General features: G+C 61.6%; 10 protein-coding genes. 3 read left to right on the top strand and 7 right to left on the bottom strand.

All coding sequences use genetic code 11. The annotated features are described in order from the left end of the window. Positions 1–879: 879 nt before the first annotated feature. On the top strand, positions 880–1,572 hold the full coding sequence (locus L0U80_RS26605) for a phosphatase PAP2 family protein (protein WP_233873067.1): 693 nt from the start codon (positions 880–882) through the stop codon (positions 1,570–1,572). 124 nt (positions 1,573–1,696) lie between these two features. On the opposite strand, the gene L0U80_RS26600 is transcribed toward L0U80_RS26605, so the two are convergent. From L0U80_RS26600 to L0U80_RS26580, 5 genes are read right to left on the bottom strand one after another with little or no spacing between them, the layout of a single operon-like run. Continuing rightward, on the bottom strand, positions 1,697–2,983 hold the full coding sequence (locus tag L0U80_RS26600) for an MFS transporter (RefSeq protein WP_233873064.1): 1,287 nt from the start codon (positions 2,981–2,983) through the stop codon (positions 1,697–1,699). Further along, positions 2,983–4,062 (bottom strand): ACR3 family arsenite efflux transporter, encoded by a 1,080-nt coding sequence (gene arsB / locus L0U80_RS26595; protein ID WP_233873061.1) that lies wholly within the window; start codon positions 4,060–4,062, stop codon positions 2,983–2,985. The genes L0U80_RS26600 and arsB overlap by 1 nt, the downstream gene beginning before the upstream one ends. Then, entirely contained in the window at positions 4,049–4,570 is a 522-nt protein-coding gene (locus tag L0U80_RS26590; RefSeq protein ID WP_233873058.1) for an arsenate reductase ArsC, read from the bottom strand. The genes arsB and L0U80_RS26590 overlap by 14 nt, the downstream gene beginning before the upstream one ends. Further along, on the bottom strand, positions 4,567–5,022 hold the full coding sequence (locus L0U80_RS26585; RefSeq protein WP_233873055.1) for an ArsI/CadI family heavy metal resistance metalloenzyme: 456 nt from the start codon (positions 5,020–5,022) through the stop codon (positions 4,567–4,569). Before L0U80_RS26585 ends, L0U80_RS26590 begins: the two co-directional genes overlap by 4 nt. After that, positions 5,019–5,351, bottom strand: a complete 333-nt coding sequence (locus L0U80_RS26580) for an ArsR/SmtB family transcription factor (RefSeq protein ID WP_233873871.1) — start codon at positions 5,349–5,351, stop codon at positions 5,019–5,021. Before L0U80_RS26580 ends, L0U80_RS26585 begins: the two co-directional genes overlap by 4 nt. A gap of 494 nt (positions 5,352–5,845) precedes the next feature. Here L0U80_RS26580 and L0U80_RS26575 point away from each other — a divergent pair, with 494 nt between their 5' ends. Further along, complete coding sequence (locus tag L0U80_RS26575) at positions 5,846–6,733, top strand: LOG family protein (protein WP_233873052.1); 888 nt, start codon at positions 5,846–5,848, stop codon at positions 6,731–6,733. An 11-nt stretch (positions 6,734–6,744) separates the two neighbouring features. Then, the gene (locus L0U80_RS26570; protein ID WP_233873049.1) at positions 6,745–8,124 is read left to right on the top strand and encodes an MBL fold metallo-hydrolase RNA specificity domain-containing protein; all 1,380 of its coding nucleotides are present in this window, start codon (positions 6,745–6,747) and stop codon (positions 8,122–8,124) included. 31 nt (positions 8,125–8,155) lie between these two features. On the opposite strand, the gene cydC is transcribed toward L0U80_RS26570, so the two are convergent. Beyond that, positions 8,156–9,880, bottom strand: coding sequence for a thiol reductant ABC exporter subunit CydC (gene cydC / locus L0U80_RS26565; RefSeq protein WP_233873046.1), 1,725 nt, complete (start codon positions 9,878–9,880; stop codon positions 8,156–8,158). Continuing rightward, positions 9,877–11,655 carry a thiol reductant ABC exporter subunit CydD gene (gene cydD, locus L0U80_RS26560; protein WP_233873043.1) on the bottom strand — a complete coding sequence of 593 codons (1,779 nt, stop codon included), beginning with the start codon at positions 11,653–11,655 and terminating at the stop codon, positions 9,877–9,879. Before cydD ends, cydC begins: the two co-directional genes overlap by 4 nt. Between the last annotated feature and the right edge of the window lie 33 nt (positions 11,656–11,688).

The following is an 11,688-nucleotide window of genomic DNA, read 5'->3' as shown; positions in this document are numbered from 1 at the left end:
TCGCGTTGCAGACGTCAATCGGGGGCATATAGTTGCGTAACTGTCGTGACAGTTTCGTGACGCGAAAAAGAGGCGACAACCTAACGCGACAAGATCCGGCGCGATCCTTGGCAACCATAAAGACGACCTGCGTTTACTCAGGCATTCGACCCGAAAGCGCCCATTGAAACCTCGATGAGGTGTTCCCCGAAGCCCTGCCCGCCCGAATGCAACAGCGTTACGCGAGTTTGCAGGCGGTCGCATCGCGCTCGCCTGCGCCCTTCGTCACTCCCGATTGATTGAAAGCGCAACGTAGTTTGAATGTTCAAGTAAGCGTTGTCGATTGTCGCTTGAACCAATCGCATCGCCGCTATCTTGCGGGCGTTGCGTTACGCGATGAATGGGCCACCTAACAGCCGTTCCCTGTGAGTCGCAAAACAGCATACGTCACCAAAACCATGGCTTATCGCTGGGATCGATTCGTGCTATGTGAAGGGTTTAAAAGTGTCGCAATCTCCTGCAATACGGGTTTTGCCGCCGTGAAACGGCGAATGCGGACTGCGAGAGCCACAGACTGTTAGTTGCGTTCCTGCATGGAATACGCAAAAAAGCCATGCTGGCCTCCCACGTCATGGGGTCTGGTTCCGTTCGGAAACGAGACGAATTGTGACCATCGGTAACAGTCACGCCGGCATTGGCCGAAACGAAGCTTTCCCGACGTTCCGCCCTGGGCAGATTAGAAGCCAGTGCGATTTACACTCGCTTGCGATTCCTTACCCACGTGGATCGACTTGAAATCTACGATGCCAGGCGGCCTGCTCACCGGGCACCAGGGCGGCCGGGATTTCCGTTTCCCGCCGCCATTCACATGAATTGAATCAGCAGGCGCGCTCACAATAAATGACCAGCTTTGATACCGTCATTCTGGGATTTCTTGCCCAAATCCATCTTCCGCCCCTGCTCAACCACGCAATCAGGACAATTGCGGGGCTTTATACGTTCAAGGGCTTTCTGCTAATCCCGCTGTTGTGGTGGATCTGGTTCGCGCCAAGCGAGCGCCGCGACTGGCAGCGCGAAATGGTAATTGCGACGGTAGCAAGCGGCCTGATCGCACTCGCTGCCGGTCGCCTGCTTGCGCATTTTCTGCCGTTTCGGGAACGGCCGATCTTCAATCCAGACCTGCATTTACATTTCGCCACGGATTCGCTGCGCGAAGCCGCGCTGAGCAACTGGAGTTCCTTTCCGAGCGATCACGCGATGCTGTGGATCGCGATCGCGATGGGAATCTTCCTCGTATGGCGCGGCATCGGTGCGCTTGCGCTTCTGTACACCGCGCTATTCATCTGCTTGCCGCGCGCTTATCTCGGCTTTCATTACCCAACTGATTTGCTTGCTGGCGCCGCGATCGGCGTGGCGATTACGTATCTCATGACGCGCGACGCGGTCAGAAACCGAACCGCCGCGCCCATTCTGCGCTGGTCGATGCGCCTTCCCGGACCGGCATCGATGCTCGCATTTCTTGTATGTTTCGAGCTGGTTACGCAGTTCGACGATCTCCTGCGGCTCGCCCATTCGGTGATGAAGGTGGTGTGAGGGGCGCGGGTGGTCAATGCGGTTCGAGGCAAATCACTCGACTGCCCCGAAAAGATATCGCGTACACACTGACCTCTGGGGCGTGGCGATGCGGCCCACAACTCATCGTGCAACCACGTCCGCACTACTCCTGTTCCAGCCGATACTCCGTGCGAACCGACGAAGGCTTCAACGCCTGGTCGACCGCAACCCGCGTCCGCTGATTCCGGCGATTGGCGTACATCATCGCGATCCCGAACGCCGCCGTAGCGACAAGCGAAACGAGCAGCACTACCCACTCCACGGGCAGATAGCTTTGCCAGACTGCCCACATCGTCGCTGCAGAAATCGGCGCAATGCCTTTGGCAATGTTGGACGGTGTCGAAAGCAGTCCGTTGATTGCGCCGTAACCCTCGATCCACATTACGTCCTGCACGATCGTTCCGCGCAGGATCGTCATCATGCCGTTCGCGCCGCCGTAGATGACGGCGAACAGGATCAGCAATATCGGCGAGGTTCCGGCGACCAGCAGGATCACCACCGACACCGGAAACGCGGTCGTGATCACCATGCCGACGATCTTCGGCGAAACGTTGCGCGCGACCGTGAACCACACAAGGCGAGCCAGAACCTGTGCCGGGCCGATGACCGCCATCGTCGCCAGAATGACGGGCTGCGTGACGTGGCGTTCGGTCATCAGCGGGACAAGGTGAAACGTCAACGCTACGAACGTCGCGTAGTACGCGGTGAAGCAGACGGCAAGCGCCCAGAATACCGGGGTGCGGAGCGCGCGCCGTGTGGACTCGGCGTTGACCGCTTTGATCGACGCGCTGTCCGCCGCAGCAGATGACCGCGCGCTGCCTTTCCCAATCGCCAATATGTGCACAGGCAGGCAGATGCAGAGATTGATCGCCGCCAGCACGAGAAGCGCATGACGCCATCCGAGCGAGTCGATCAACCCTTGCGTGAGCGGAATGAATACCGTACTCGCAAATCCGCCGACCAGCGTAATCAGTGTGATCCTGGTGCGGAAGCTATCCGGGTAGCGCCTCGTGATCACCGCAAAGAGCGGGTCATAGAGCGTCGCGGCCATCGCCACGCCGAGGCCCGCCCATACGATGAATAGCGTCGCAATGTTGTCCGCCTGTGACCAGAGGACGAGCATGGCGGACGCGAGCGCGGAGCCTCCGGCCATCACGGCGCGGCCGTAGCCGTGGTCGATCCTGGTGCCGACCGGATACGCAGCCAGCCCGGAAACGAGCAGTCCGACCGAGAGCGCCATATTTGTCGCGGTACGGCTCCATCCGGCCGTGTGCTCCATCGGCACGACGAAGAGCGAGAACGCGTAATAGACCGCGCCCCACGAAACGAGTTGGGCCACGGCCAGCGCCCATGTAGCGGCGAGGCCGCGATCTTCCATCGTGGACGGCATCAAGCTCCCGAAATACGATGCCGGCTCTCGTACCAGCGTTGCGAGCGATTAACGAGGCCGACGACGAACAGCATCGCCGGCACCTCTATCAACACGCCGACGACAGTCGCCAGCGCGGCGCCCGAATGGAAACCGAACAGGCTGATAGCGGTCGCAACGGCCAACTCGAAGAAATTACTTGCACCGATCAGACTCGAAGGACCGGCCACGCAATGCGCGACGCCGAGCCTGCGATTCAACAGATACGCGAGACCCGAATTGAGCAGCACCTGAATCAGGATCGGCACGGCCAGCATGACGATCACGAACGGTTCGCTCACGATGGCCTCTCCCTGGAACGCAAAAAGCAGCACGAGCGTTGCCAGGAGCGCGCTGATCGACCACGGACCAAAGCGCGCGACCGTTCGCTGGAAATGGGCCTCGCCCTTTGCGAGCAGACGGCGTCGAAGCCATTGCGCGAGCGCGACTGGAATCACGATGTAAAGCCCGACCGAGATGAGCAGCGTATTCCACGGCACGGCAATCGACGACAACCCAAGCAGCAGCGCGACCAGCGGCGCGAACGCAACGACCATGACCGCATCGTTCAATGCCACTTGCGACAGCGTGAAATACGGATCGCCTTTGCACAATTGCGACCACACGAACACCATCGCGGTACACGGCGCCGCGGCGAGCAGGATCAGTCCGGCGACGTAGCTATCGAGTTGTTCAGCAGGCAACCATGGCGCAAACACCTGCCGGATGAAAATCCAGGCGAGCAACGCCATCGAAAACGGCTTGACGAGCCAGTTCACGAACAGCGTTACGCCAATCCCTCGCCACTGGCGACCGACTTGCCCCATCGCGGCGAAGTCGATCTTCACCAGCATCGGGATGATCATCACCCAGATCAGCACGCCGACCGGCAGATTCACATGCGCGACTTCGATCCGGCCGATGGCCTGAAATGCCTGCGGCAGCACCTCCCCGAGCAGGATACCGGCGACGATACATAGCGCGACCCAGACAGTCAGGTAACGCTCGAAGAAACCCATGGCAGGCCGGCTGCCGGAGACAACCGTATCAGTGCTGGTCATCTGCCACCTCTGGCGGACGCTCACCGATAGCGCGCATTTCCCGGTGAATCGCCGCATGGTCGAGCATGTGCAGCGGCAGATTCACGAACTGCGTCACGCGATTCATGATCTGGCGGAATACCTTGTCGAAGACAAGGCGCTTCGCTTCATCCGATCCCTCGAATGCGGCCGGGTCCTCGAAGCCCCAATGTGCAGTCAGCGGTGTGCCGGGCCAGAACGGGCAGGTTTCACCGGCCGCCTGATCGCAGACAGTGATAACGAAATCCATTTGCGGCGCATCGGGCGTCGCAAACTCGTCCCAGCTCTTGCTGCGCAGTGTCGACGTGTCGTAACCGAAGGCGGCGCAGCGTTCCGCCGCAAACGGATTGACCTTTCCGGTCGGATGACTCCCCGCGCTATATGCGCGGAACCGGCCCTTGCCGAGGATGTTGAACAACGCTTCTGCCATGACGCTGCGTGAGCTATTGCCCGTGCAGAGAATCAGGACCGAATAAACCTTGTCGCTCATGAACGGCTCCGCAGCGCGACGATCGATTCAACCGGCGAACAGCACGCGGCCGTTGCGGCAACCGCTTCGTGCGATGTGCCGTAGACCGGCGCCGCTTCGAGCGTGCGGAAGGTTTCCCAGGCGACACCCTGAGGATCCACAGTCCACGCCTTGTCCGACTTCGCATAGCAGCACGTTGTCCCGATCTGCTGCGCGACAGGCAATTGAGCGGCGGCGAAGCGTGCGTTCATTTCGGCCAGTTCCGCATCGGTTTCGACCTGAATACCGATGTGATCGACGCCGGTTTTCGCGCCGCGCTTCGAGATGGCGAAGTTGACTGCGGGATCCGTGAGTTCCCACTTGCAGTAATCGTCTTTCAGCACGGTCGGCTCTGCGTTGCCGAACATGGCGCGGTAAAAGCGGATGCTGTCGTCGAGGTTTTCGACCGACACGTGGATGTGCATGCGTTTCATGGCTTGCCTATGCAGACGTTGGGGAGACCGTTCGCGGAGCAGGTCGCGCCCGCGCAACAGTTCTCCGTGAGAAAACCGACCAGATTCGTCATCGCGTCGAAGTTCGCCGTGTAGATGACGAAGCGTCCCTCCTGCCGCGACTGCACCAGCCCGGCATGAGAGAGGTCCTTGAGGTGAAACGAGAGGCTTGATGGGGCCAGGCCCAACTGCTGCGCGATCTCGCCGGCCGCCATGCCTTCGTAGCCTGCGACGACGAGGGCGCGAAAGATGGCCAGCCGGGATTCGTGAGCAAGCGCACCGAGGGCGCGCACGACGAGGTTCGAGTCCATGTCCGCCAGCATACATTGATAATTTCCATATTTCAATAAGTGTTGAAATTACGGCAAAGCCGGTGGATTGCAGCTCGCCAGCCGGCCTGCAATCGCTCTGCGGCGATGGCTTCGATGGCACTCATCAAGCGCCAGTGTTGCAGCGCAATGATCCGCATCCATTACCTGTAAACTGTCCGCTCGACGTAAATGCGCGTCCGGTGCAACGGGCCGCTATGGCGCGCCGAACCAGCACGCGTTGCTATTCCCGGCATTCGCAGCATTTACCGCGGAAGAGAGTAGCCTCGGTATCGGGTTGGCTGCACGCTCGGCGTTCGAAGACGCAGCCCACCTTCAAGTTCGAAACAGCATAGAGAGGATGTCACTTGTCGAAAGGACACAAAGAGGCCGGTCAAGGCCGCGAACACGAACCTGCTGCCGGAAAGACACGCAATGATTTTCCGGATGATCGCGCGCAGCCCACTCTCGCTCTTCGCACAGGACACCGCAGGCCTTTGCCGTGGGAACAACCGAAATCCCGCGACGAAGAGGCACAGGTGGATGCCCGCCTGCACGCGATCATGCACGATCCCTCCTACGTGGAAGCGGACCGCGACATCGACTTCCTGCAAGGCGATGAAACGCGTGGTGTGCGACTGCAACTCGACTACCTCAAGGCTGAGCAGATCCTGCAGTCGCACGGAATCGACAGAACCATCGTCATTTTCGGCAGCACGCGTCTTCGCGAACCCGCTACCGCCGAAAAAGAACTAGCTGCGGCGAAGCAAAACGCGGAAGACCGTCCGAACGATAGCGCCAGCAAGCGGGCGCTCCGGCTCGCTGAGCATCGACTGGAATTGTCGGCCTACTACGATGTCGGCCGGAAACTGGGACGTCTCGTTGGTCAGTGCGGCAACCCGCGGCTGACGGTACTCACCGGGGGCGGTCCCGGGGGCATGGAGGCCGCTAACCGCGGCGCCTTCGACGTGGGCGCGAAAAGCGTCGGCCTGAACATCACCCTTCCGCACGAACAGTATCCGAATCCCTATTTGACGCCCGGCCTGTGCGTGCGCTTCCACTACTTCGCCATGCGCAAGCTGCACTTCATGAAACGCGCCGCAGCGCTTGTCGCGCTGCCCGGCGGTTTCGGCACGCTGGACGAGCTTTTCTGCGCGCTTACGCTAATCCAGACGCACAAGTCAGCGCCGATTCCGGTCGTGCTGATCGGTGAATCGTACTGGCGCAACGTATTCAACGCAGACTTTCTCGTCGAAGTGGGCAGCATCGACGATGAGGATCGCGAATTATTCTCGTACGCGGATACCGCCGAGGAAGCCTGGGCCAGCATCCTCGCGTGGCACAGCCAGAACGGCAGCCCGCTTCTTCTCGACTCACAGCCATAACAGGACATTCCATGAAGATCTCGTTTCACGGCGCGGACCGCGAGGTGACCGGTTCGTGTCACCTGGTTGAAGCTGGTGGCAAGCGCATTCTGATCGACTGCGGCATGTACCAGGGGAGCCGCGAACTTGACGACGAAAATGCGGGCGACTTCGGCTTTGATCCGCGTTCAGTGGATTTCCTGCTGCTCACCCATGCGCACCTCGACCATTGCGGACGGATACCGCTTCTGGTCAAGCGTGGCTTTACCGGCGAAATCATCGCGACGGCGGCCACTCGCGAACTCGCGCGACTCGTGATGCTCGACGCCGCACGACTGCATGAGGAAGAGGCTGAACGCGCCGAGCGGCACGCGCACCGCCGCGGTGAAAAAACGCGCAAGCCGCTCTATGGCACGCTCGACGTGCTCGATACGCTCGACCATTTTGGCCGCAACGCGGTCTACGACGAACCGCTTTCGCTCACGCCCACCCTGCGCGCGACGTTTTACGACGCAGGGCACATCCTCGGATCGGCGAGTATCCGTATCGAAGATATGGAGGGATCGGGCCGGTCGGTTGTCTTCTCCGGAGACCTTGGCAATCGCGACCGCGCGATCCTGCGTGATCCGCAATTCCCTCCGCCATCCGATGTCGTGGTCATGGAGACCACGTACGGCGACCGGACGCACAAGGCGCTAGCGCCGTCGATCGAAGAACTGTACGGCGCGATCACGGACACATTCAAACGAGGCGGCAACGTCGTCATTCCGACTTTCGCGATGGAACGCGCGCAGGAGATTCTCTATTACCTGCGCGAGGGTATCGAACAAGGGCGCCTGCCCCGCTCGATGCCCGTGTACCTCGACTCGCCGATGGCCATCTCCGCGACGGAGGTTTTTCATCGGCATCCGGAATGCTTTGCGGAGAAAGACCGCGCGATGTTCGACGAGGGTAAGGATCCGTTCACGCTACCCGGGCTGCGTTTCACCCGCGAGACGGCGGATTCGATGTCGCTCAACAACCTGGTCGGCGGTGCGGTGATCATGGCAGGCTCGGGCATGTGTACGGGTGGGCGCGTCCGACACCACCTGCGTCACAATCTCTGGCGTCACGATTCGAGCGTTATCTTTGTTGGCTACGCAGGCCGGGGCACACTGGCGAGGATTCTGATTGACGGTGCCAAGCACGTAAATCTGTTCGGTGATGACGTACCGGTCCACGCCCGGCTATACACAATCAACGGATTTTCCGCGCACGCCGATCGTGACGAACTGCTCGCATGGCAAAGAGCCCTGCGGCCGAAGCAGACCATTCTGGTACACGGCGACGAGGAGGTCATGCGCAGCTTCGCAACCCGGCTAAGCGACACTGAGGTCCACATGCCAGGTATTGGCGACGAGATCCTGGTCTGACGCGAGGCATGCGCGGGCGGTGCGCGGACGCTTACGCCGCTGCCGCCTCGCGCAGATCGTCCAGCACGAGAACCTTGTCGAATTGCTCGGTTACGCGCGTCAGCTTGTGCGTGATGAGCAGAACGCTGCGCCCCGCCATCAGCTTCACGATGGCGTCCATCAATGCCTGTTCGGTAATGGTGTCCAGTCCTTCGGTCGGCTCGTCCAGCACCAGAATCGGGGCGTCGAGCAACAGTGCGCGGGCAATCGCGAGTCGCCGGGCCTGCCCTCCTGATAGCCGTGTGCCAGCTTCGCCGATCGGCGTGTCGTAGCCCTGCGGCAGGCCGGCGATGAATTCATGCAGTTGCGCCTCGCGGCAGGCCGCTTCGAGTCTCGCCTGATCGGCGTCCGGACTTGCGATCAACAGATTCGCACGGATCGTGTCGTTGAACAGATAGGTGTCCTGCGAAACGACGGCAATCCGCGCACGCACCGCGTCAGCTGCACAATCGCGCAGATCAACGCCACCTAGCTCGATGCGTCCGGCCGAATAGTCCCGGAAGCGCAACAGAAGCTGGACCAGCGTGCTCTTTCCCACCCCACTCGTGCCGACGATGGCGACACGACCGCCAGCAGGAAGGTCGAACGAAAGATCGCGCAGCACCCAGGGAAGCGCTTCTCCGTACCGGAAGCTGAGATTGCGGATTGCCAGATCGTTACCGGACGGCATCGGAACGGGCTCCGGTGGGTCTTCTACTGCGGGCGTGGCATCCACCAGATCGAAAATCCGACGCGCTGCGGCCAGACTCTCTCCGAGGAGCTGGAGGGCCGTCGAGATCGGCATCACCGCCTCGAAACTCGCGAGCACCAGCAACGCGAGCATGGCGATATCGGCGGGGGCGAGCGACGTGGAAGCCACCCGTGGAATAGCCAGCAGCAGCGTGCACCACATCGCGGCGGACGCGCACACGGCGAGCGCCCCTTGAGAGATACCCCTCACGCGGCTCAGCTTCGCCTGCTCCCCAACCAGCCGGGCCGACAACTGATCGACTCGTTGAGCGTATGCGTTGGCCGCGCCGTAGACCTGCAGTTCTCCGAGCCCCTGCAGGCTGTCTACAACGGTTTCCTGCAACTCGGCACGCAAAGCAACGGTCCGGCGACCTGGCTCCTGAGTCCAGACGAAACCCAATCCCGGCAGTGCCACGCCAGCCAATAGGAGGAACAGCAGCGTAACTGCCGCGACGGGAACACTGAATACCGATACGACCGCAACGATGACGAGCGTCCCGATCAAACCCGTCGCCGCCGGAACGAGCGCGCGTAGATAGAGGTTGCTGAGACTGTCGATGTCAGACTGAATGCGCGTCGCCAGATCTGCTCCGCGCACGCGCTCGAGCCCGGCAGGCGCGAGCGGCTCGATACGAACGTAGAACCACACGCGCAAACGCGCGAGCAGCCGGAACGTCGCTTCGTGCGTGACGAGGCGCTCGACGTACCGCCCGCCCGTACGTACGATCGCGCACGCGCGGATCAACGCGGACGGCGTGAAATAGTCGAATGCAATATGCGTGACGCCTGCGAGCGCCATCGAAGCGATAAACCAGCCGGCAACGGCCATCAAAGCGACGTTGGCCAGCACGGTGGCAAGCGACAATGCAGCGCCGGCCGCCATCCACCACCAATAAGGCCGGAACAGAGCAATGAGGCGAAGCAGATCGGCACGCGCGGTCGCACTTTCGTGCTTCGACGACTGGGTGACGTGAACGGGCGTTTTCATGACTCAACCTCGGCGCGTTCATCCGGAGCGGCAATTCCGGCGTCAATGAGCCGCCGATAAACACCATCGCTGGCCGCTAACTGCTCGTGTGAACCGGACTGCACGGCCTTGCCGTGCTCCATCACGACGATCGTGTCAGCGAGCGCCGCCGTGCTCATCCGGTGTGCGATCAGTATCACGGTCCGCCCGCGCGCAAGCCGGCGCAACGATTCGTGGATGCTCGCCTGAGTGTGGACGTCGAGGCTCGCGGTCGGCTCATCGAGCAGCAGCACAGGGGCGTCCTTCAGGAAGGCGCGAGCCAGCGCGAGCCGCTGGATCTGCCCGCCGGACAAGCCCACTCCGCGTTCGCCGAGTTCGGTGTCGTATCCGTTCGGGAGCGACTGGATGAAGTCGTCGGCCCCCGCATCCGCCGCGGCCGCGCGCACGGTGGCAAAGTCCGCGTCGGGCCGCGCGATCAAAAGATTCTGCATGACCGTGCCCGCAAAAACGTGCGCCCGCTGCGGCACCCACGCGACCCGCGACCGCCAGTCGTCGAGATCGGTGTCGTTCAGCAATTGACCATTGATCGAAATTGTCCCGGATGTCGCGCGCGCGAAACCCAGCAGCAGGTTGAGAACAGTGCTTTTGCCCGCACCGCTATGTCCGACCAGCGCCGTGACGCGCCCCGCATCCGCGACGAGATTCAATCGATCGAGCGCAGGCCGCTCCGAAGACCATTCGTGAGAAACATCGTCGAAGCGGATCGTATAGTCTTCCGAGGCTGGCAGTGGAGCACGCGCACCGCCCTCGTCGGGCTCGGGCAGATCGACTATCTCCATGATGCGTTCCGCCGCAGCGATCGCGTCGAGCCGCTCGTGATACTGGCTGCCAAGCGTGCGTAGCGGCATGTAAAACTCGGGGGCGAGCAGCAGCACGAACAACCCACGCAGCAGCGGAATTTTCCCGTAGAAGAGGTGAAACCCAACCAGCACCGCCACGACCGCGATACCTAGCGTCGCGAGGAATTCCAGCACGACCGACGACAGAAACGCAACCCTAAGCACCCTCATGGTGCTGCTGCGATAGGCCTCGGACAGTCGAGCCACGACGCGCGCCTCGCGCCGGCTCGCGTTAAAGAGCTTCAGTGTGGTGATGCCTTGAAGCGAATCGAGAAAGCGCGCGCCGAGCACCGCGAGGAGCTTCCATTGACGCCGGTTCGCATCGGCCGCGCTCTTGCCGAGCAGAATCATGAAGAGGGGAATCAGCGGTGCGGTCACGAGCAGGACGATTCCCGAAACCCAGTCGACAGGAAACACCACGACCAGGATCACCAGCGGCAGCATCACAGTCAGCGCGCGGCCGGGCATCCACCGCGCGTAGTAGCCTTCGAGCGCTTCGACACCCTGCACGAGATGCGTCGCCAGTGCCCCACTCGCCTCGCCGCGCAGCCACATCGGCCCGAGTGCCTGCAGCTTGCGCAACAATTCGCTGCGCAACGCGACTCGCATAGTGGCCGCAGCGGAAAACGCCACGCGCTCTGACAGACGGATCAGGATATAGCGCAGGGCGATCACCGGCGGTATGGCCGCCAGCGCCGGCCATACCTTGACCAGTCCCGCGCCGTCCATCACCACGGCACTCAAGATCCAGGCCAGCAACGCCGCCTGCACCATCAACAGCAATCCGGAGCCCATCCCGAGCGCCACTGCCCGGCCGATGCCGGGACGAATGGGCGCCGCGCGCCGGGCGAGCCAGCGATCGACGATTTTTGTGAGTGATGAGTCAGGGCGGGACATACGTGAATACCTGATTGAAGCCGTTGCTGTGGC

This window comes from Paraburkholderia adhaesiva (genome assembly GCF_021390575.1).
Classification (GTDB): Bacteria; Pseudomonadota; Gammaproteobacteria; order Burkholderiales; family Burkholderiaceae; genus Paraburkholderia; species Paraburkholderia adhaesiva.
The sequence above is the reverse complement of the archived record's forward strand: the minus strand, read 5'-3'. Positions and strand labels throughout refer to the sequence as shown.

Coding starts and splice junctions, on each gene's coding strand:
- L0U80_RS26605 (WP_233873067.1), top strand. CDS start 880: ATGACCAGCTTTGATACCGTCATTCTGGGATTTCTTGCCCAAATCCAT.
- L0U80_RS26600 (WP_233873064.1), bottom strand. CDS start 2,983: ATGCCGTCCACGATGGAAGATCGCGGCCTCGCCGCTACATGGGCGCTG.
- arsB (WP_233873061.1), bottom strand. CDS start 4,062: ATGACCAGCACTGATACGGTTGTCTCCGGCAGCCGGCCTGCCATGGGT.
- L0U80_RS26590 (WP_233873058.1), bottom strand. CDS start 4,570: ATGAGCGACAAGGTTTATTCGGTCCTGATTCTCTGCACGGGCAATAGC.
- L0U80_RS26585 (WP_233873055.1), bottom strand. CDS start 5,022: ATGAAACGCATGCACATCCACGTGTCGGTCGAAAACCTCGACGACAGC.
- L0U80_RS26580 (WP_233873871.1), bottom strand. CDS start 5,351: ATGGACTCGAACCTCGTCGTGCGCGCCCTCGGTGCGCTTGCTCACGAA.
- L0U80_RS26570 (WP_233873049.1), top strand. CDS start 6,745: ATGAAGATCTCGTTTCACGGCGCGGACCGCGAGGTGACCGGTTCGTGT.
- cydC (WP_233873046.1), bottom strand. CDS start 9,880: ATGAAAACGCCCGTTCACGTCACCCAGTCGTCGAAGCACGAAAGTGCG.
- cydD (WP_233873043.1), bottom strand. CDS start 11,655: ATGTCCCGCCCTGACTCATCACTCACAAAAATCGTCGATCGCTGGCTC.